General features: G+C 62.5%; 16 protein-coding genes and 1 riboswitch. Of the genes, 4 read left to right on the forward strand and 12 right to left on the reverse strand.

The annotated features are described in order from the left end of the window. The first annotated feature begins 145 nt into the window (after positions 1-145). Positions 146-1267, forward strand: coding sequence for a DUF2336 domain-containing protein (locus tag EJ075_RS26545; RefSeq protein WP_095485395.1), 1122 nt, complete (start codon positions 146-148; stop codon positions 1265-1267). Here EJ075_RS26545 and EJ075_RS26550 read toward each other — a convergent pair. Then, positions 1264-3330: an FUSC family protein gene (locus tag EJ075_RS26550; protein ID WP_126106370.1), complete on the reverse strand. Its 2067-nt coding sequence runs from the start codon at positions 3328-3330 to the stop codon at positions 1264-1266. The two genes, EJ075_RS26545 and EJ075_RS26550, sit on opposite strands and share 4 nt — an antisense overlap. Positions 3331-3365: 35 nt before the next feature. After that, positions 3366-5417 carry a DNA topoisomerase IV subunit B gene (gene parE / locus EJ075_RS26555; RefSeq protein WP_095485393.1) on the reverse strand — a complete coding sequence of 684 codons (2052 nt, stop codon included), beginning with the start codon at positions 5415-5417 and terminating at the stop codon, positions 3366-3368. A gap of 265 nt (positions 5418-5682) precedes the next feature. Between parE and EJ075_RS26560 the strand changes: the two genes are divergently transcribed. After that, positions 5683-6855 carry a GGDEF domain-containing protein gene (locus tag EJ075_RS26560; protein WP_126106371.1) on the forward strand — a complete coding sequence of 391 codons (1173 nt, stop codon included), beginning with the start codon at positions 5683-5685 and terminating at the stop codon, positions 6853-6855. 91 nt (positions 6856-6946) lie between these two features. On the opposite strand, the gene gcvP is transcribed toward EJ075_RS26560, so the two are convergent. From gcvP to EJ075_RS26580, 4 genes are all read right to left on the reverse strand, one after another. Further along, positions 6947-9757: an aminomethyl-transferring glycine dehydrogenase gene (gene gcvP / locus EJ075_RS26565; protein WP_126106372.1), complete on the reverse strand. Its 2811-nt coding sequence runs from the start codon at positions 9755-9757 to the stop codon at positions 6947-6949. 16 nt (positions 9758-9773) lie between these two features. Next, positions 9774-10142 (reverse strand): glycine cleavage system protein GcvH, encoded by a 369-nt coding sequence (gene gcvH, locus EJ075_RS26570; RefSeq protein WP_095485586.1) that lies wholly within the window; start codon positions 10140-10142, stop codon positions 9774-9776. Positions 10143-10150: 8 nt separating this feature from the next. Next, positions 10151-11266 (reverse strand): glycine cleavage system aminomethyltransferase GcvT, encoded by a 1116-nt coding sequence (gcvT, locus tag EJ075_RS26575; protein WP_126106373.1) that lies wholly within the window; start codon positions 11264-11266, stop codon positions 10151-10153. Between the two features lie 148 nt (positions 11267-11414). Continuing rightward, positions 11415-11501, reverse strand: a riboswitch (glycine riboswitch). 188 nt (positions 11502-11689) lie between these two features. Then, complete coding sequence (locus tag EJ075_RS26580) at positions 11690-12520, reverse strand: transporter substrate-binding domain-containing protein (protein WP_164547193.1); 831 nt, start codon at positions 12518-12520, stop codon at positions 11690-11692. An 84-nt stretch (positions 12521-12604) separates the two neighbouring features. Between EJ075_RS26580 and EJ075_RS33400 the strand changes: the two genes are divergently transcribed. Beyond that, positions 12605-13207 carry a DUF3011 domain-containing protein gene (locus EJ075_RS33400; RefSeq protein WP_206437514.1) on the forward strand — a complete coding sequence of 201 codons (603 nt, stop codon included), beginning with the start codon at positions 12605-12607 and terminating at the stop codon, positions 13205-13207. Positions 13208-13303: 96 nt separating this feature from the next. Here the strand turns inward: EJ075_RS33400 and EJ075_RS26590 are convergent, their stop codons facing one another. The 6 genes from EJ075_RS26590 to EJ075_RS26620 form a co-directional block, all read right to left on the reverse strand. Further along, on the reverse strand, positions 13304-14092 hold the full coding sequence (locus EJ075_RS26590; RefSeq protein ID WP_126106375.1) for a molybdopterin-binding protein: 789 nt from the start codon (positions 14090-14092) through the stop codon (positions 13304-13306). Position 14093: 1 nt separating this feature from the next. Next, positions 14094-14975, reverse strand: a complete 882-nt coding sequence (locus EJ075_RS26595; protein ID WP_095485387.1) for a cytochrome b/b6 domain-containing protein — start codon at positions 14973-14975, stop codon at positions 14094-14096. A 113-nt stretch (positions 14976-15088) separates the two neighbouring features. Next, positions 15089-15772 (reverse strand): DUF1345 domain-containing protein, encoded by a 684-nt coding sequence (locus tag EJ075_RS26600; RefSeq protein ID WP_126106376.1) that lies wholly within the window; start codon positions 15770-15772, stop codon positions 15089-15091. A gap of 140 nt (positions 15773-15912) precedes the next feature. Further along, entirely contained in the window at positions 15913-16380 is a 468-nt protein-coding gene (locus EJ075_RS26605; RefSeq protein ID WP_095485585.1) for a YaiI/YqxD family protein, read from the reverse strand. A 9-nt stretch (positions 16381-16389) separates the two neighbouring features. Next, a complete protein-coding gene (locus EJ075_RS26610) occupies positions 16390-17169 on the reverse strand; it encodes a DUF1353 domain-containing protein (RefSeq protein WP_126106377.1) in 780 nt (259 codons plus the stop codon). Positions 17170-17370: 201 nt separating this feature from the next. After that, entirely contained in the window at positions 17371-18498 is a 1128-nt protein-coding gene (locus EJ075_RS26620; RefSeq protein WP_091597176.1) for an S-(hydroxymethyl)glutathione dehydrogenase/class III alcohol dehydrogenase, read from the reverse strand. Positions 18499-18714: 216 nt separating this feature from the next. Between EJ075_RS26620 and EJ075_RS26625 the strand changes: the two genes are divergently transcribed. Then, positions 18715-20727, forward strand: coding sequence for an acetyl/propionyl/methylcrotonyl-CoA carboxylase subunit alpha (locus tag EJ075_RS26625; protein WP_126106378.1), 2013 nt, complete (start codon positions 18715-18717; stop codon positions 20725-20727). Positions 20728-20877 lie beyond the last annotated feature (150 nt).

A 20877-nucleotide genomic window follows, 5' to 3' on the forward strand; every position in this document is an offset into this window, starting at 1 on the left:
CTCCTTCGTTCTTCAAGGGTTGATAGGCGCTGCATACCGCGCTCGCAAGCCAGTTAACAAACATGGTGAACCGTTCGTAAACCATTTCTGCCTACGGTCTTCCCTGGGGCGGGAACGGACTCGGGCCAGGGGCGTAGCGGACGGCATGGTTGTTTCGCATTTCCTGAAATGGATCTACACGGCAAGGGTCTCGGAGCGCGCTGCGGCAGCAAGTGCTCTGGCCCGCGCCTACATCAATGCCGATCTGCCTTTCGAGGACCGCTGCGCGGCGGAGGCCGCGCTGACCCTGCTGCTCGACGATGCCTCGTCCAAAGTGCGGCTGGCGATTGCGGAAGCGCTGTCGATGAGCCATCACGCGCCGCTGCAGATCATCAGCGCGCTGGCGTCCGATCAGCCGGAGGTCGCGAGCCTGGTGCTGGCGCGTTCGCCGCTTCTTACCGACGCCGACCTGATCGACCGCATCGCCGGAGGCCAGAACGCGACGCAGAAATTGATCGCGGATCGTCCGCGCGTCTCCATGGCGGTCGCCGCGGCGATTGCCGAAATCGGCGAGCCGGAAGCCTGCGCCACGCTTCTCGCCAACAGCGGCGCCGACATCGCTTCACTCAGCTTCCGCCGTATCGCGGAACGCCATGGCCATCTGCCTTTGGTGCGCGAGGCGCTGATATCGGATGCGCGGCTGCCCGCTGATTGCCGGCATATGCTTCTGGTTAAGCTGGGAGAAACCCTAAAAGGATCTCCGCTTGTCGTGGCTCTTATGGGCGCAGCCAGAGCCGAGCGCGTCATGCGCGATGCCTGCGTCAAGGCTTCCGTGACGCTGATCGAAGGCACCCGCCACGAAGAACATGCGGCGCTCATCGAGCATCTGCGCCTGCGCGGCGACCTGACCGCAAGCTTCATCATTCGCACCATCGCGCATGGCAAGGTCGATTTCTTCGGTTCGGCGCTGGTCGCGCTCAGCCAGCAATCCGAACAACGGGTGAGGGCGCTTCTGGCCGGCGGGCACGACGTGGCGCTGCAGGCGCTGTTCCGCAGTGCCGGCCTTGCCGCGATCACGCACGCGATCATTCTGCGTGCGCTGAAGATCTGGCGCGAGGTTGCCAATGGCAAGCGCCTGGCCGGCGTCCAGGAAGTCAGTTGGCTGATGCTGAAGGAACTCGGCGGGCAGTCCGCCGAAGGCGATCTCGCCGGACTGGTCAAATCGATCCATCTCGATGCGCTGCGCGAAAATGCGCGCGGCCATGCGCTGGCGATAGCGGCGGCTTAGACCCTATCCTTCGCGAAGAAATCCGGAAAATCCTCGATCGCCGCGGCGATGATGCGCAATGAGGCCGCTATCTGCAGCATGTCGGCCGCCTCGCTTCGCTCGGCGATGCCAGCCGCATATTGCCGCGCGACAGTGATGGTCGCCGTTTGCGGCTCGCCGGCTCGCCGGAAAAGCAGTTCGCGCGCCAGTCCTCGCAGGAAACTAGTGATCGAAAGCGCGGGTTCGGCGGGAATCGCTGAACTTTGCTGCGCATTGCGCAGCCGCAGGATCTCGATGCCAACCGTGACTGCGGCTATGCTGCCGCCGAGAACGGCGTCGCCTTTGCTGCCGGTGCGCTGCATGAGCGGCATCAACTGGTTGACCCGGTCGTAGGCGAGGCTTTCGAAGGCCTCGCGTCTCGGCACGCGCTCATGCAGGCAGAGGCGCGCCAGATCTTCCCGCATGGCTCGCACGATACGGCCGACGGTGACCCACGGATCGGCGGGCAGTACCGTGAGGAAGACGCCGATCGCCAGAAGAATGCCGACCAAGATCGATGCCGAACCGGCGAAAAACGGTCCGGGGTCGTAGGTCATGGCCTGATGTGGGCTGAGGAAGGCAAGGAAATTGATGGCGAAGGCGGTTGCCACGCCGACATAGCGCGGATTGGCCATCGCCAGCGCCGCGGGAACCAGGATCGGCACGACGAAGAGCGTGAACCAGCCGAAGCCGGGCAGAGCGGGGAGCGCGACCTGACCGACGAGAAATGCGAAGGGCAGGGCCAGCAACGTCCCCTTGAAGAAGCCCCAGGCCGATTGCACGGGATCGGGGCGCGCGGCAAACAGGCTGGAGACGACGGCGACAAGGATGACCGTGCCCGCCGCTTCGGACCATTTTGTCGTCAGCCAGAAAGCGGCGACCAGCAGTGTCGCAAGTGCCGCGCGCACGGCGTTTCGCCACGCCGCATGGTAGTCGCGGTGCACGACCAGCGCCGGCTGCCTGCGTTCACGCGTAAGGCGCGGGGCCGGCGCTCGTAAGGCGTCCAGGCCGCGCAGCACTTGCTTCAGGGCCTCCGCGAAATCGGCGGCGATGGTGAGGCGGGTGACTGCGCCTGCCCTGTCATCGCCTTTTGCGGCGGGCATGTCGGGCATCCGCCGTGCTTCGGCAACGATCGCGTCGAGCCGCGCTATCCAGGGTGCTGTGTCGTCCAGCGCACCCGGTTTTTCTGCCAATTCGCCGACGAAAACCTTCAGCTCGGTGCGCACGGGTATGAGGACTGCGTTTTTCGGTGCGGCATGGGCATACAGAGCGCGCGCCGCCGACAGCGCCGACAAAAGCTGGCCGATAGTGCGGCGGACCGGATAGGCGCGCGTCGCGAAGCTCGGCGCTTCCAGCCTCGCATAGGCGCGCATTTCACCCAGCGTCTGGGCGTCTGCGACCAGCTTTCGGTGCAGGTTGGCAAGGGTTGCCGCATCGCTGTCGGAGAACGCGCCGCCAGCATAGACGGCAAGGTCGAGGATGCAGCGCTTCAGCCTGCCGATGATGGCGTCAGCCGCCAGTTTCGGCAGGATCAGCCGGCTGGTCAGTGCGGCGCAGACGATGCCAAGCACGATCTCCCCACAGCGCGCCACGGCGAGATCGACGACGAGATGTGGCTGGCCGAAAGCCGGCAGGCCGATGATCATCGCCGTGTAGCCGGCAAGCGCAGCGCCATAGGCTTCCGGGTTGCGCAGCAGCGACGAGACGAGGGTACAAAGGCCGATCCAGACGGCAAGCACCGTGACGAGCAGCCAGAGGTTGGCGCCAAAGACCGTGGTGGTGCCGATCGCCGCCAGCGCGCCGGCCAGTGTGCCGAGCAGCCGGTAAAAACCTTTCGCCAGCACCATGCCGGCGACCGGCTGGGCAACGATGAACACCGTCATCATCGCCCATTGCGGGTGGTCGAGCTTGAGCGCGTAGGCGGCGAGAAGTGCGATCAGCCCGGCCGAAACCGTGCGCAGAGCGAAAATCCAATCCGAGTGCGTCGGTCGCGTGACGCCGGCGAACCTCGCGGCAAGATCGCTGCGCAGCCGGTCCCAGGTCACACGCTCATCTCCGCATTCGACGCGAGCGAGTTAGCTCAGATATCCAGCACTTCCGTCTCGGCGAACTCCGCGCGTTCCTGGATGAAGCGGAAGCGGGCTTCCGGCTTGGTGCCCATCAATGCGTCGACCGCATCCTTGGTTGCGGCCTCGGCGTCGATCACATCGACCCTGAGCAGCGTGCGCTTCCTCGGGTCCATGGTGGTTTCCTTGAGCTGGGCGGCCATCATTTCGCCCAGCCCCTTGAAGCGGCCGATCTCGACCTTGCCGCGCCCGGTGAATTCGGTGCGCAGAAGTTCGTCCTTGTGCGCATCGTCGCGGGCATAGGCGACCTTGCCGCCTTGCCGGATCGAGTAGAGCGGCGGCACCGCCAGATAGAGATGGCCGCCGTGGACCAAGCTCGGCATCTCCTGATAGAAGAAGGTGATCAGCAGCGAAGCGATGTGGGCGCCGTCGACGTCGGCGTCGGTCATGATGATGACCCGGTCGTAGCGCAGATCCGCGTCGCGGTACTTCGAGCGCGTGCCGCAGCCAAGCGCCTGGATCAGGTCCGAAATCTGCTGGTTGCCGGCCAGCTTGTCGTTGCCGGCGCTGGCGACGTTGAGGATCTTTCCACGCAGCGGCAGCACCGCCTGGCTGGCGCGGTCGCGCGCCTGTTTTGCCGAGCCGCCGGCCGAATCGCCCTCGACGATGAAGAGTTCGGCGCCGGCAGCGGCATTCTGCGTGCAGTCGGCGAGCTTGCCGGGCAGGCGCAGCTTGCGCACCGCGCTCTTGCGCGAGACTTCCTTTTCCTGCCGGCGGCGCACCCGTTCGTCGGCACGCGCGATCACCCATTCGAGCAGTTTTGAGGCTTCCTGCGGGTTGTCGGCTAGCCAGTGATCGAAGGGGTCTCGGATAGCGGTCTCGACGATCCTGATCGCCTCGATCGTCGCCAGCCTGTCCTTGGTCTGGCCGACGAATTCCGGCTCGCGGATGAACACCGACAGCATGCCCGCCGCCGAGATCATGACGTCTTCCGAGGTGACGATCGAAGCGCGCTTGTTGCCGACCAGATCCGCGTAGGCGCGCAAGCCTCGCGTCAAGACGTTACGGAAGCCGGCCTCGTGCGTGCCGCCTTCGCCGGTCGGAATGGTGTTGCAGTAGGAATTGAGGAATCCATCGCCGCCGAACCAGGTCACCGCCCATTCGAGCGAGCCGTGGCCGCCTTGCCTGTCGCTCTTGCCGGCGAAGATTTCGCGGGTGACCTGGAATTCGTCGCCGAGCGACGCTTTTAGATAGTCCTTTAGGCCACCGGGAAAATGGAACTCGGCCTTGGCCGGCGTCGTGTCCTTCTCCTTGATCAGCGAGGGGTCGCAGGTCCAGCGGATCTCGACGCCGCCGAACAGATAGGCCTTCGAGCGCGTCATGCGGTAGAGCCGCGCCGGCTCGAAAGCAGCACCCTTGCCGAAGATCTGCTCGTCGGGATGGAAGCGGATCTTGGTGCCGCGGCGGTTATGCACCTCTCCGAGCTGCTCGAGACCGGTCACCGGAACGCCGCGTGAAAAACGCTGGCGATAGAGCTGGCGGCCGCGTGCGACCTCGACCTCGAGATGGTCCGACAGCGCGTTGACGACGGAGACGCCGACGCCGTGCAGGCCGCCTGAGGTCTCGTAGACCTTCGAGTCGAACTTGCCGCCCGAATGCAGCGTCGTCATGATGACTTCGAGCGCCGGCTTCTTGAATTTCGGATGCGGATCGACCGGAATGCCGCGGCCATTGTCGGTCACGGCCAGATATCCGTCGGCTGAAAGCTCGACATCGATGAAAGTCGCGTGGCCGGCTACCGCCTCGTCCATCGAATTGTCGATGACCTCGGCGAACAGATGGTGCATCGCCTTGTCGTCGGTGCCGCCGATATACATGCCGGGCCGCCGCCGCACCGGCTCCAGCCCTTCGAGAACCTCGATGTCGGCGGCACTGTAGCTCTCGCTGCCGTCGCGGGATGCCGGGCGCTTCGCCGCCTGCACCAGCGGGTCGGCCGGGCGCGCGGTGGCGCGAACCGGTTGCGGCTGCTTGTCCATAGTGCCGAAAAGATCGTTATTGTCGTCCATGCTGGTCCTGGATTCCGATGCTGCGAATCACCACCCGATACTGCCACGCTTTTTGCGGGCAGGCGACGGAGGTTCCTGTTACGTTCGAGGATTGAGCCTCTTACCGCAAAACCATTCGACAACCAAGCGGCGGAAATGCGTCGAGCGCATCGACGCTTTGTAAACCTTTTCCGAAGGTTGCATCGGAAGGTTGGCTGAAAACGGTATCCGCGGACTGCCGCCTCCCTAGAATGCAGCGGAACTCTCAAGAGGCTGTCGCTTACGCATGTTGGATTACAGTTCGCTCCTGCTCGCGGCGGCGCTGTCGGGCATGTGCCTCAGCATCACCATGTTTGCGATATGGTTCGCCGCGCCGCAGGCCCGCTTCGTCCTGACGGTGGCTTGCGGCATTCTCGTGCTCGTCGCGCATGTGGTCTTGTTCTGGCATTATGCCAGGCATCCCAGCCCCTGGCTTTGCCAGATTGTGCTTGCGCTTCTCAGCCTGGGCTTTCTGATCATCTGCCTGTCGGCCATGCAGTATCTCGGCGTGCGCGACTACAGGCGCGCCATCCTGCCGACCTTGGCTGCGATGGCTGTTTGCGCAGGCGCGACGTATTTCGGCCTCGACGGTGTCGGTTTCATCGTCACCTACGCGACGGTAACGGCGCTGCTCTCGCTTATCGGGGTGATGTTCTGGATCAAGGGCGGTGGTCACGATCGCCGGATTCTGCTGGTCGTTTCGTTCCTGAGCGGCATCTGTGCGCTATCCTTCGTACTTTGCGGCGCGGTCCTGCTGGTCAAGGGCCAATGGATGCTCGGCGTTGCGCCCGACAATTGGGCCGAACGGTTGAACTCCGTCGTGGCGGTCGCCTGCATGACCGGGCTCGGGGCACTGACGCTCTCCCTGCACCATTTACAGGCGCAGATCGAATTGAAGGCCGAGACCATGACCGACCCATTGACCGGGCTGATGAACCGGCGGGCGTTGACGGCATTCTACGGCGAGCGGGTCTTCGGTCCGTTCATGTCCGTGGCCATGTTCGACCTCGACCACTTCAAGAGAACCAACGATGTATTCGGTCATCCGGTCGGCGATCAGGTTCTGCGCCGCTTCGCCGCTGTCATCAGGAAATACGCCAGGACCGGCGTCGACGCCTTCCGGCTGGGCGGCGAGGAATTCGTGCTGGTCATGTCGCGGATGACGGAAGAGAAGGCTTACGACATTGCGAGCAAGATCAGCGTCGCCTTCGGCGCGGAAGTCGTGGCCACCCAGCTTGGTCCGTTGCGCAGCACGGTCAGCGGCGGCATCGGCTTCGGCGGGACCGGCGGCACCAGTCTCGACGATGTGTTGGCGGAAGCCGACGCCGCACTCTATGCGGCAAAGCGCGCCGGGCGAAATCGCGTCGTCTCCCACAACAAGGCGAGCAAGGCCGATGCGCCGGCCTTGCGTTCTGCCTGATTGAGGCTTCTATCTTCTTGTTAGACCATGATCTTGTCCGAAGACCGGATTCCACTTTTTGCTGCGCTGACCTTCGGTTTGGGATCATGGTCTACTCCGCCGCGCCCAGATATTCCGACAGCGGCGGGCAGGAGCAGACGAGGTTGCGGTCGCCGGCGACATTGTCGATGCGCGACACCGGCGGCCAGTATTTGGCTGATGTGTCGGCATCGCCGGCCGGATAGGCCGCCTCCAGGCGCGAATAGGGATGGGTCCACTGGCCAGCCAGCGCCTCGGCGGCGGTATGCGGCGCATTGACCAGCGGATTGTCGGTCAAGGGCCATTCGCCTTTCGCCACCTTGGCCGCCTCGCCCGAGATCGCGATCATCGCATCGCAGAAGCGATCGAGTTCGCTCTTGGGCTCGGACTCGGTCGGCTCGACCATCAGCGTGCCGGCCACCGGAAACGACATGGTCGGCGCATGGAAGCCATAGTCGATCAGCCGCTTGGCGATATCGTCAACGCTGATGCCGGAGCTCTCCTTGAGCACGCGGGTGTCGAGGATGCACTCATGGGCGATGCGATCGTGCCGGCCCTTGTAGAGGAGCGGGAAGTGCGGGGCGAGCCGCGTCGCGACGTAGTTGGCGGAAACGATCGCCGTCTCGGTCGCCTGCTTCAGGCCGGAGGCGCCCATCATGCGGATATACATCCAGGTGATCGGCAGGATGGAAGCACTGCCGAACGGTGCGGCCGACACGGCATGCGCCGAGCCTTCGGTGACATGGCCCGGCAGATAGGGCTTGAGGTGCGCCCTTACGCCGATCGGGCCGACGCCTGGGCCACCGCCGCCATGCGGGATGCAGAAGGTCTTGTGCAGGTTCATGTGACAGACATCGGCGCCGATGTCGCCGGGGCGAGCGAGGCCGACCAAGGCGTTGAGGTTGGCGCCGTCGAAATAGACCTGTGCGCCATGCTCATGGATGAGGGCGCAGAGATGGCGCGCGCCTTCCTCGTATACCCCATGCGTCGAGGGATAGGTGAACATCAGCGCCGCGAGATTCTTGGAATGCTCATTGGCCTTGGCACTCATATCGTCCATGTCGATATTACCGTCCTCGGTGCAGCGCACGACGACAACGCTCATGCCGGCCATCGCCGCACTCGCCGGATTGGTGCCATGCGCGGAGGACGGGATCAGGCAGACGGTGCGATGGCCTTCGCCGCGCGAGCGGTGATAGGCGCGAATGGCGAGCAATCCGGCATACTCTCCCTGGCTGCCGGCATTGGGCTGCAGGCTGACCGCATCGAAGCCGGTGATCTCCGACAGCCAGCCTTCCAGTTCGCCGACCATAGCGCGGTAGCCTGCCGAATGGCTGGCCGGCGCGAACGGATGCAGATTGGCGACGCTTGGCCAGCTCACCGGCATCATCTCGGCGGCGGCGTTGAGCTTCATCGTGCAGGAGCCGAGTGGGATCATGGCGCGGTCGAGCGCCAAGTCCTTGTCGGCCAGCCGGCGCAGGAAGCGCATCATCTCGGTTTCCGAACGGTTGTCGTGGAACACCGGCTGCGTGAGAAACTCCTTGCCGCGCGGCTGTCCGGGCATGGTGCTGCCGGCAGCGGCGCCCGCCTTGGCGCCAAACAGCGCCGCGATCGCGTCCAGATCGGCGTCGGTCGAGGTCTCATCGAAGCTGATGCCGATGTGGTCGGCGTCGATGACACGCAGCAGCCGGCCGGTCTTTTCAGCAGCGGCGGCGATCGCGCCGGCTCTGCCTTTCTCTTCCACCGTCACCGTGTCGAAGCGGCTTGCGCCAACGACAGAAACGCCTGATGCCCTAAGGCCGGCTGCCAAGCGGTTGGCCAATGCATGGATTCGGCCGGCAATCGCCTGCAGGCCGGCAGGGCCATGCCAGATCGCATAGGCCGTCGCCATGTTGGCGAGCAGCGCCTGCGCCGTGCAGATGTTGGAGGTCGCCTTGTCGCGACGGATATGCTGTTCGCGCGTCTGCAAGGCGAGACGATAGCCGGCGCGGCCTTTGCTGTCGGTCGACTGGCCGACGAGGCGGCCGGGCATCAGCCGCGTCAGCCTGTCGGAGACGGCGCAATAAGCGGCGTGCGGCCCACCAAAGCCCATCGGCACGCCGAAGCGCTGCATTGGGCCGACAGCGATGTCGGCGCCAAGCCTAGCCGGCGCGTCGGTCAGCGTCAGCCCGAGCGGATCGGCAATGAAGACGACCAGCGCGCCGGTGGCGCGGGCCTTCTCGATTGCTGCCTTATGGTCGCCATAGACGCCAAACGTATCAGGCCAGGAGACCAGCAGAGCGGCGGTGTTGTCGTCGATCGTGTCGCCGTCGACCTCGATGCCGAGCGGCTCGGCACGGGTGCGCACGACGTCTAGCGTCTGTGGATGCGGCGTGCCGGCAAGCGCCACCTTGGTCCGCTTGTCGCGGTGATGGCGCAACGCAATGCCGACCGCCTCGGCCACCGCCGTCGCTTCGTCGAGCAGCGAGGCCGACGCTACCGGCAGGCCGGTCAGCTCAGTGACCAGCGTCTGGAAATTGAACAGCATTTCGAGCCGGCCCTGGCTGATCTCGGCTTGGTAGGGCGTGTAGGCCGTATACCAGGCCGGGTTCTCGAACAGATTGCGCTGGATGACCGGCGGCACGTGCACGCCGTGGTAGCCGGCGCCGATGAAGCTCTTCAGCACCGTGTTTTTTGCCATTGTCGCTGAAAGCTCGGCCAGCGCCTCCGCTTCGCTCGCCGGTGCGGGCAAGGCCAGCGGCTGGTCGAGCCGGATCGATTTCGGCACAGCCTGGCTAATCAGGGTCTCGACTGAGGGAACGCCGATCGTCGCCAGCATGGCTCTGACATCATTGAGGCCGGGGCCGATATGGCGGGCCGAGAAGGGGTAAGATGCTGCAGTCATCTTCTTGATCCTGCTATCAACCAATATGGGCTTTGTAGGCGGCCTCATCCAGGAGGCCTTCGAGCTGGCTTTCATCGGCCAGCTTCATCTTCCACAGCCAGCCGTCGCTGGTCGCCGCGGAATTTACCAGGGACGGATCAGACGAGAGCGAGGTGTTTGCCTCGGTGATCTCGCCGTCGACCGGTGCATAGACGTCCGATGCCGCCTTGACGGATTCGACCACGACGGCGGTATCGCCCTTGGCCAGCTTTTTCCCAAGCTCCGGCAATTCGACGAAGACGAGATCGCCGAGTTGCTCCTGTGCGTAGTCGGTGATGCCAACGGTGGCGACACCGCCTTCGACGCGGAGCCATTCGTGATCTTCGGTGAAATAGGTTTTTGCCATGAGAAGATTCATCCTTTGCGATAGCGATGCGGCGTGAAGGGCAGGGGATTGATATCGATCGGGATTTTCGTCCCGCGAACGTCGGCGAAGAGTGGGCTTGTCGATGAAGCCAACGGCGTTTCGACGTAACCCATGGCGACGGGAAAACCTGCCGAAGGGCCAAAGCCGCCGGAGGTGACATGTCCGACCGGTTTCCCAACCGCATTGAAAAGCGACGCTCCAGCCCGCACAGGCTGTCGACCTTGCGGTTTCAGGCCGACGCGTTTTTGCGCCGGGCCGCGCTCCAGGATCGCACGCAATGCGTCGGCACCGATGAAAGTGCCAGAGGCGCGAACCTCCTTCGGAATCGCCCACATCAGCCCGGCGCTGGCCGGGTCGATCTCCGGTGTGATGTCCAGCCCGTGCAGGCACAGGCCTGCTTCGAGCCGCAGGCTGTCACGGGCGGCCAACCCAACCCACATCACGCGCTCGTCCTCGAGCAGCCTGGCGACGAGATCTCGCGCGTCGGCTTCCGGCAGGCCGATCTCGAAACCGTCTTCGCCGGTGTAGCCCGACCGGCTCATGAACCAGTTTTCGCGGGGCTCAAAGCCATGCATGAACAGCAGCGATCCGGTCTCGATGCCGGCGCGGGACAGGGCGGCCCAGGCTTCGGGCCCCTGGATCGCCAGGAAGACGCGGTCGAGTGCGTCCACCTTGGCATCAAAAACCCCCTTTGTTTCAGAATCCAGGGCAAGTGCGCGCAGGTGCTTGTCGTCGGCTTCGGCATTGCCGGCATTGGCGACAACCATGAAGCGTTGCTGGCCGAGCCTGGTGACGATCAGATCGTCGATGATGCCGGCCGCTTCGTTGAGAAAGAACGTGTATTTGGACTGGGAAATCTCAAGCGCGCCGGCGTCGAACGGGCAGGCACGATTGAGCAGTGCCTCAGCGCCCGGCCCACTGATCTCGAACAGCTTCATGTGCGAGATGTCGAACAGGCCGGCATGCTCGCGGGTCTGAAGGTGCTCCTTCATCACGCCGGCCGGATAGGTCAGCGGCATCGACCAGCCGGCGAACGCGCCAAAGCGCGCACCGGCGGCCACGTGAAGGTCTTCGAGGGGAAGGTGTTTGATGTCGCCCGTCATGTCGTCTCCAGAGTCGCACGCAATCGGCCGCGAATGGCGGCCAGTCCGTGCCCCTCTGTCTGAAGCCTGAGAGACTCGCGCCCCGTAACTCTGTCGGCAGCGCTTACACCTTCGGCGCGGGGGCAAGCCCCGACTTTCCAGAGTGTCTTTCCCGTCTACGGTTCTTTTGCCTGAGAGATTTCGGGCGATTTCCCCTTCGGCGGCAGCTCTCGCTGCTCTCTCCCGCAAACAGGTAGGACTCAATTTGAGCCCTCGACTCGTCATCCATAGCCTGTGGACGACACCTTGTCACCTGCCAGCGACACCTTACCGACAAGTCTTCGCTAACAACCACGCCGGAAATCCATCCGGCGCTCGGGGCGCTGGGCGACAAGGTCGCCTAGACGGCTGCACCCCGGCCAGGACCCTCGAACTGTCGCAAAACTATTGCTTGGCAGGCTCCGGCTTGGCGCTGGTGTCGAACCGCGACATCCATTTGAAACTGCCGAACCAGTAGCGGCGCACGCCGGTGATGGTGCCATCTGCGGTACGCGCGTCAATCCAGTTGTTGACGTATTGGATCAGGCGGATATCGTCCGGCCGCATCGCAAACGCCTCCGGCGTCCGCAACAGCGGGCCACCCACCATTGTCAACTTCGCATCATAGAGCCTGGCGGCCATCTGCGGCGTTGGCGATGTGGCGACCATCGCCTGTGCCTCGCCGCCGATGACCGCGGCGAAAACATCTGATGTATTGTCGAAGGAGAGGATGGTCGCCTTGGGGAATGCTTCCTTCGCGGCGGCTTCATCCGTGGAATTGGAAAGCACGGCGATCTTGTATCCCGGCGCGGCCACCGCCTTTCCCGGCTTTTTGCCGAGGCTGGCGATCGTCGCCACCATGCGAATATCGGCAGCGCCTGTCTGGTCGGAGAATACCACTTCGCGCGCACGTTCCGGAGTGCTGGCGTAGCCCGCCGCAATCATGTCGAAATCGCCCTTGAGCAGCCGTGCCTTGAGATCGTTCCAAGGCACTTCGACCAGCTTCAGGTCGACGCCAAGGTCGGACGCAAGCGCGCTGGTCAGGTCGACATCGTAGCCTGCGAATTTGCCGTCGGCTTTCTTGAGGATCCATGGTGGATTGAGCGCCACACCGACCGTCAGCGTCTTCTGGTCGATGATGTGCTTGAGACTGTCGTCCGCCCAGGCGGATGGCGCCGCCAACGCCAGCCAGGCGGAAAGCGCAAGTGCAATCGTGGCGATCATTTTTGAGTGCATGATGAATCCCGCTGCAACCGCCTGGTTGTCAGATTTACACGAGGATGCCATTCTGTCGATAGCGGATCGGGTTGGAGAATTGCAATGTCGGCACGGATGGCGATGAGCGGCTCGATGGTGTTCCTGGCCTGCACCCTGGGCAATCCGGCGAAGCTCTCGCTGCTGCCCGACACCGCGCAGGCGGCAGGCGCCAGACGCGTGGTCTGCTCCAGTGTGAACCACCGCTATTCCTACTGCGGTGTCGACACGCGGCGCGGCGTGCAATTGGCCTCTCAGCTTTCGAAGTCGCGCTGCGTCCAAGGCAGAAGCTGGGATTATGACCGCGGCGGCATTTGGGTCGATGATGGCTGCTCGGCGGAATTCCTGGTCGCCGGCTCCGGCCGCAACCCTTCTGCCGGCGACCTGGCCGCGGCTATAATCGTCGGCGGCGTGGTTGGCGCCATTCTAGACAATAACAACTCCCATCGCCACCATTCCGACAGTTATTACCCGAAGCCGCGCCATCGCCGTGACGACCAATGGATCGATCCGACGCCGCAATTCGACAATCAGGGCAATCCGAATTTCGACACGCACGGCAACTATCAGGGCCCGCACGGACTGGGCAAGCTTGTCACCCCCGATGACTATCCGGACTTGAATCCGGCCCTGCGCAGCGATGGCGATGACAGCGATGACAGTTACTGAGCATCGCGCCTACTTTCCTTTGAACATGATCTTTTTCCAAAAACCGGTTCTCACTTTTTGCTGCGCTGACCTTCGGTTCGGGATCATGCTCTGCGGTCAAATGCCGCCGTACCAGTCGTAGCCATTGTCCTCCCAATAACCGCCCTTGCCGCCGCCGATAGTGGCGAAACCGTCGACCAGTTCGATCTTGGTGAGATATTTCGGCATCTTGTAGCCGATCTGGCGCTCGACGCGGACACGCAACGGCGCGCCGTTCTCGACCGGCAGCGGCTTGCCGTTCAAGCCATAGGCTAGGATCGTCTGCGGGTGACGGGCATCGACCAGGTCGATCGAGCCGTAATATTTGATGTCGCCGGACAGGCTGCGGTCGATCGTGTCGAGGCAATGGAACATGACGTAGCGCGCCTGCGGCTTGACCACCGCCTGATCAAGCACCAGCGACAGCGGCGTGCCGGTCCATTTGGCGATGCAACTCCAGCCTTCGACGCAGTCGTGGCGGGTGATCTGGGTGCGGCTCGGCATGTTCATTAGCTGCTCGCGGGTCAGCGACAGCGGCTTTTCGACGAGGCCGGAAACCTCGAGCCGCCAGTCGGCGAAATTGTTGGCGAGCAGGCCCTTGTAGACATCGTCGTCCGGCGCGGTGACGCCGTTCGGCCGCTGCGGCTGGCGGATGTCGGCTTCGGTGAATTCCGGCGCCAGCGAATCGCCGGCAAGCAGGCGTTGCGCGCGCCAGGTCAGGCCGTTGGCGCCTTCGAGGAAGCTGCGCAGGCCGTCGCCGACGCGAAGCTGGCTGTCGAAGGCGTCACAACCCGAGAGCATGATACCGGAGACGCCGAGGCTGGCCGAGGTCAGGAATTTTCTGCGGCTGATCACAAACTTCGCCATCTCACGCACTCCTCTGAGGCGTCTTGCTGCCATGCGCCGGCGGGTCGGTTCGGTACCAGCCGGTGATGATGGAACGCAGCTCGTTGATCGGGCCGGCGGCGAAGATCATCAGGATATGGATGATGAAGAAGGCGACGAGCAGCAGCATCACGATGAAATGGATCGTCCGCGCCGTCTGCCTGCCGCCAAGCAGATCGTTGAGGAACGGCAGCACCGCGTTCATGCTCGGCGACATGGCAAGGCCGGTGATGATCATCAGCGGCAGCAGCACGAACATGACGCCGCCATAGGCCATCTTCTGCAGCGTGTTGTATTCGCGTCTGTGACGGAACTTGAACCTGGCATGATCGGCGATGTCTCGCGGCAAACGCCTGAGATCGTCGATGCGCGGGGCAAGATCGCGGCGCAGATGGCCGTTGATGAGGCTGGCGACCAGCCACACGACCAGCGTCGTGGTTAGTATCCAGGCGAAGAAGAAATGGACGACGCGGGCGGTGCCGAGGTCGTAATAGGAGGGGATCGTCGCCCAAGACGGGAAAGCCCGGGACGTCTCCCGACCCGCCGGTCCCGACCAGCCGAGCACACCGGTCGTATCGAAGCGCTTGCCGAAGATTTCGGTGTAGCCGCGCGGGCCGTTTGCGGTGTTCTCGGCGCCGATGGCAAAGATGGTGTTGTCATAGGCGAATCCCGACTCCTTGCCGATATAGAGCTGGGGGCGGGCGTTGAAGATCTGCAGGCCGGAAAGCAGCATGAAGAACAGCGAGATGGCCCAGAGCCAATGCGTCAGCCGCGTCCAGCGCGACTGCCGGTAGATCAGCGTTGCATCCTTCGGCGCGGCAGTATCTGGCTCGATGGCGGATTGGCTCCTGGCAACCGATTCCATTTTTTCGCGTCTCCCGGCCGCTCAGTCGGCCTTTCCGATCGTTCTCCTCCCAATACGTTGCCAGCCAAAACGATGTTTCATCCGATCACGGAATTATTACGAGCTACCCGATACTACTGGCTTCCAAGACTGACGGCGAGGTTGACCGCTGCTGCGACGATCACTGTATTGAAAAAGAACGACACGATCGAATGCAAAAGCACGATGCGACGCATATGCGTGGTCGAGACAGTGGTATCGGAGGTCTGTGAGGTCATGCCGACGGTGGTCGAGAAATAGAGGAAATCCCAGCCGTCCGGCCGCTCCTTACCGGTAAATACGAGGCCGCCGACGGGCTTTTTCTGCTTCGCTTTGCTGCCGGGGTCGGTCTCTTCATCGTTCAGCCAATAAACATGTGCGTAGTGCAGCGCCGTCATGGCGTGGATGGTGAACCAGCCGAGCGGGATCGACACCAGCGCGAAGGTGAGTTCGACAGGATGTGGGCTGCCCCCTCGATTGATCAACTGGAACAACGAGACGATGGCGACGGCGACGACAATCAGCGTCACGGCAAAGATGACCAGCACCGGCTGGTCGGTGGCGCGGGCATTCTTGCTCAGATAGCGGCCGGTGAGCAGCGGCATCTGGGCGACGACGATGACGGTGTAGGCGGCGAAGAACGCATTGGCGCCGATCGAATAGGCGATGGGTGCGCGCAAAACCAACGCGATCGCCAGTGCCACTACACCGATGCAGGCCGACACCGCGAACTGCATGTGGCGATGCAGTGGTTTCTTCAGCGGCGTCTCGGTCGTCATGGCCCGGCCCCTGATGGCGGTCCGTCTTACCGCCGCCCGTCTTTTAGGACTCGGACATTATAGCACTTTTGCCTGTGCGCATGATGCCGAAGATCGATTCCCGGTTTTGCTGCGCTGACGTCCGGTTCGAGGTCGAAGCGCTAACCCAGTGCGGCGGATTTCAGCGCACGCCGCAAGATGCGGTCGAGCTCGCCGAGAAACCGCGAGCGGTCCTGCGGCGCGAAACTGGCATTGTAGCCCTTGCTCTCGCCGGTCTCGCGCAGATGCTGCTTGAGGTCGCGCATCGCCACCGCCATGCCGATCGTTTCCGGCGTGAACGGGCGCCCGGTCGGCCCAAGCACATGGGCGCCGAGCGCCACCGTGCGGGCGGCAAGCGGGATGTCTGATGTCACCACGATGTCGTTGGGCTTGGCATTGTCGACGATCCAGTCGTCCGCCGCGTCGGCGCCCTTGGACACGACGACGTTGCGGACCATCGGATCACGCGACGGGCGCAGGCCGCCATTGGAGACGAAGGTCACGACGACGCCATGGCGCTCGGCGACTTTCTCGACCTCGGCCTTCACCGGACAGGCATCAGCATCGACATAAATGGCGGGGCGCGTCAAATTCAAGGTCTATTGCCCCGGCAACGAAATACTGCCTTCTGGAACGGTGGCGTTTGCCAACAACACCAGTTGATCGGCCTCGGCTTCCGTTGGTTGCTCTGCCTTAATTGCTGTTTCGAGCGTCGCGTAGTTCTGGTTGGACGGGATACGCCGAAACTCAGTTAGCGCCGCGAATGTCAGTGGATTTTCAATCTTGGCAATGGATTTAATAGTGTCAGCTCTTGAGGCAACGGTATCCAATTTTCTCATGTCTACCTTATAAGTATCAAGCTGCTTAAAAAGCTCGTCACTTTTAAGCACCCCTTGAAAGTCGTTCGATGAAAAGAGTTTTCTTAACGTGTCTTCTTCTTTTCCGCATGCGCCGGTGACGACGCTATAAGCGCTAACAGCCATATATTTGCTTAGCCGCTCCAAATACCCGACGCCATCAGCCTCCATCGCTTCACGAAACATTTTGTGAACATCTGATGCGCGTTCGGTTTTGGTGTCGCAAAATCGGTCGTGGATAACAGAGGCGCGTCTGTAGTTTCCAACAAACGGTGAGCCAGCGAATGACCATAGTGGCGCCGGAATAGATGCTCCATCAATATTTGTGCCTTTGGGAACGCTCCATATCTTTCCGGCTTTGTCGGTAAAAGAAGCGTCTGAGAGTAGCATCATAATGCGGTGCTGATTTTGAGGATCTGTTGTCCACCGAAATTCAAAAGAGCCCTGAAACGATTGAGAGAGCGCTTGAAGAGTAGAAATGAAAGTTAAAATGCCGACGACGAGAACAACTTTTCTGACCATGGTGGCATGACCTCAAATCATCAAACCCAAATTTTATCATATTCTAATTGAAGGCGCAGACCAGCGTCTCGCGGGCAAAATCGGTCTTTTCCTTGGGCAGTCTATTGTCGACTTTCGGATGCAGTTTTTCGGCGTTTTTATCTGCCCCTTTCTTTTCGAAACCAGGTCGCGGACCGGTCGATCAGCGGCTTGTGGTTCTCGTCAGTAAACTACCACGCTCCTGATGCTCTTGCCCTCATGCATCAGGTCAAAACCCTTGTTGATGTCCTCCAGCTTCAGCGTGTGGGTGATCATCGGGTCGATCTCGATCTTGCCGTCCATGTACCAGTCGACGATCTTCGGCACGTCGGTGCGGCCGCGCGCGCCGCCAAAGGCGGTGCCCATCCAGGTGCGGCCGGTGACGAGCTGGAACGGCCGCGTCGAGATCTCCTGGCCGGCGCCGGCAACGCCAATGACGACCGACTTGCCCCAGCCGCGGTGCGATGCCTCAAGCGCCTGCCGCATCACCTTGGTGCTGCCCGTGCAGTCGAACGTATAGTCGGCACCGCCGATCTGGTCGGCACCGCGCTTGGTCATGTTGACGAGATACGGCACGATATCGCCATCGATCTCCTTCGGATTGACGAAATGCGTCATGCCGAATTTCTCGCCCCATTCCTTCTTGTCGTTGTTCAGGTCGACGCCGATGATCATGTCGGCGCCGGCAAGGCGCAGTCCCTGGATGACATTGAGGCCGATGCCGCCGAGGCCGAAGACGGCGGCCGTGGCGCCGATCTCGACCTTGGCCGTGTTGATCACCGCGCCGATGCCGGTTGTGACGCCGCAGCCGATGTAGCAGATCTTGTCGAAGGGCGCGTCGGGATTGACCTTGGCCACCGCGATCTCGGGCAGCACGGTGAAATTGGAGAAGGTCGAGCAGCCCATATAGTGGAAGATCTTGTCCTTGCCGATCGAGAAGCGCGACGAGCCGTCCGGCATCAGGCCTTGCCCTTGCGTGGCGCGGATCGCGGTGCACAGATTGGTCTTTCTGGACAGGCAGGACGGGCATTGCCGGCATTCCGGCGTGTAGAGCGGGATGACGTGGTCACCCTTCTTGACCGAGGTGACGCCCTTGCCGACATCGACGACGATTCCCGCACCCTCATGGCCGAGGATCGCCGGAAAGATGCCTTCAGGATCGGCGCCCGACAGCGTGAACTCGTCGGTGTGGCAGATGCCGGTCGCCTTGATCTCGACCAGCACCTCGCCCGCGCGCGGGCCGTCGAGGTCGACCTCCAGGATCTCCAGCGGCTTTCCGGCGGCGACAGCGACAGCGGCACGGGTTTTCATCGGGAATCTCCTCTCAGGGCAAATCTGCAATCGGGGCCGAGCATTAGCGTATCTGCAGGTTCTGGACTATGGGACGAATTGACAGTTCATAGCCGGGTTTGGTCGTCACTAGGCGACTTGCGCCCGGGATATGCGCCAACTTGCCTTGATCAGCCGGGGCCTTGACCGGCTGGGCGAAGCCCATAAAAGAAAGGCAGCCGAGGGAACAAAACCCGCATGTTCACAAAAATCCTGGTCGCCAATCGTGGCGAGATCGCCTGCCGCGTCATTAAGACGGCGCGCAAGATGGGCATCGCAACCGTGGCGGTCTATTCGGACGCCGATCGCGACGCCGTGCATGTCGAGATGGCCGACGAAGCGGTGCATATCGGGCCTTCGCCGGCCTCGCAGAGCTATCTGGTGCCGGAGAAGATCATCGCCGCCTGCAAGGCGACGGGTGCTGAAGCCGTGCATCCCGGCTACGGATTTCTGTCCGAACGCGCATCGTTCTGTGAGGCGCTGGAGAAGGAGGGCATCGTCTTCATCGGCCCAAAACCCAGAGCGATCAGGGCGATGGGCGACAAGATCGAATCGAAGAAATTCGCCAACGCTGCAAACGTGTCGACCGTGCCCGGCTGGCTTGGCGTCATCGAGAATGCCGGCCATGCCGAGAAAATAGCCGGTGAGATCGGCTATCCCGTGATGATCAAGGCCTCGGCCGGCGGCGGCGGCAAGGGCATGCGCATCGCTTGGAGCAAGGCCGAGGTGCGCGACGGGTTCGACCGGGCGCGTTCGGAGGCCAAAAGCTCGTTCGGCGACGACCGCGTCTTCATCGAGAAGTTCGTGGTCGATCCGCGCCACATCGAGATCCAGGTGTTGGCCGACGCGCATGGCAACGCGCTTTATCTCGGCGAGCGCGAATGCTCGATCCAGCGCCGCAACCAGAAGGTCGTCGAAGAGGCGCCTTCAGCTTTCCTCGACCCCAAGACACGGAAAGCCATGGGCGAGCAGTCGGTGGCGCTGGCCAGGGCGGTCGACTATCAGAGCGCCGGCACGGTTGAGTTCATCGTCGACAGCGAAAAAAACTTCTATTTCCTTGAAATGAATACGCGATTGCAGGTCGAGCACCCGGTGACCGAGCTGGTCACCGGCATCGATCTGGTCGAGCAGATGATCCGCATAGCTGCCGGCGAGAAGCTCGCTATCAAGCAAAGTGACGTCAAGCTGAACGGCTGGGCGGTTGAAAGCCGGCTCTACGCCGAGGACCCGTATCGCAATTTCCTGCCGTCGATCGGCCGGCTGACGAGATACCGGCCGCCGGAAGAGGGACAGTTCGGCGAAATCGTCATCCGCAACGATACCGGCGTCACCGAGGGGTCGGAAATCTCGATGTTCTATGACCCGATGGTCGCCAAGCTGTGCACCTGGGCGCCGACGCGGCTCGCCGCGATCGACGCCATGTCGGAAGCGCTCGACAGCTTCGTCGTCGACGGCATCGAGCACAACATACCGTTCCTGGCAGCACTCATGCAGCATCCGCGCTGGCGGGAAGGGCTGATATCGACCGCCTTCATATCAGAGGAATATCCTGACGGGTTCGCGCCGATCGTGCCTGATAGCGAGGAGAAGGCCGTGCTCGCGTCGATTGTCACCGCGGTCGAACTGCTGCGCCGCGACCGGCTCGACCGACTGGGCGGGCGGCTGGCGCCGCATTCGGGTGCCCTGAAACGCGACTGGGTGGTCAAGGTCGGAGAGGATTACCTTTTGGCCTCGATACTCGAAGGCATGATTTCCATTCCAATGAAGCTCGATCTGTCGATCGACGGCGGCAAGGCGCTGACGGTGATGTCAGACTGGCGGCCGGGCGACCTAATCTGGCGCGGCACGGTCGGCGATAGCAGGGTTGCCGCGCAGATCAGGCCGGTGCTGAACGGGTTTCGCATCGCCTGGAAAGGCATGTCGGTCACCGCACGCGCCATGCTGCCGCGCACCGCCGAGCTCGAGAGGCTGATGCCGGAAAAAGTGGCGCCGGACACGTCGAAGATGCTGCTCTGCCCGATGCCCGGCCTCGTCGTGTCGATCGCGGTTGCCGAGGGGCAGGAGGTCAAGGCCGGCGAGACGCTGGCCGTGGTCGAGGCGATGAAGATGGAAAACGTGCTGCGTGCCGAGCGCGATCTCACCGTGTCGAAACTCAAGGCGAAGCCGGGCGACAGTCTCGCGGTCGATGCGGTGATTATGGAATTCGCGTGACGCTGAAAATAGAAACCCGCCTCGGCGGGGGGTCGTTGGCGCAAATCAGCACCATGCATATATTCCTAGCATAGATGCCGTCACAAAGCAACGATCGCGAACTTGCAAGGCTTGGCAATTGCTGGACTCGCATCGTCCGGTGCCGGACAA

The sequence above is a fragment of the Mesorhizobium sp. M6A.T.Cr.TU.016.01.1.1 genome, from assembly GCF_003952585.1.
GTDB lineage: Bacteria > Pseudomonadota > Alphaproteobacteria > Rhizobiales > Rhizobiaceae > Mesorhizobium > Mesorhizobium mediterraneum.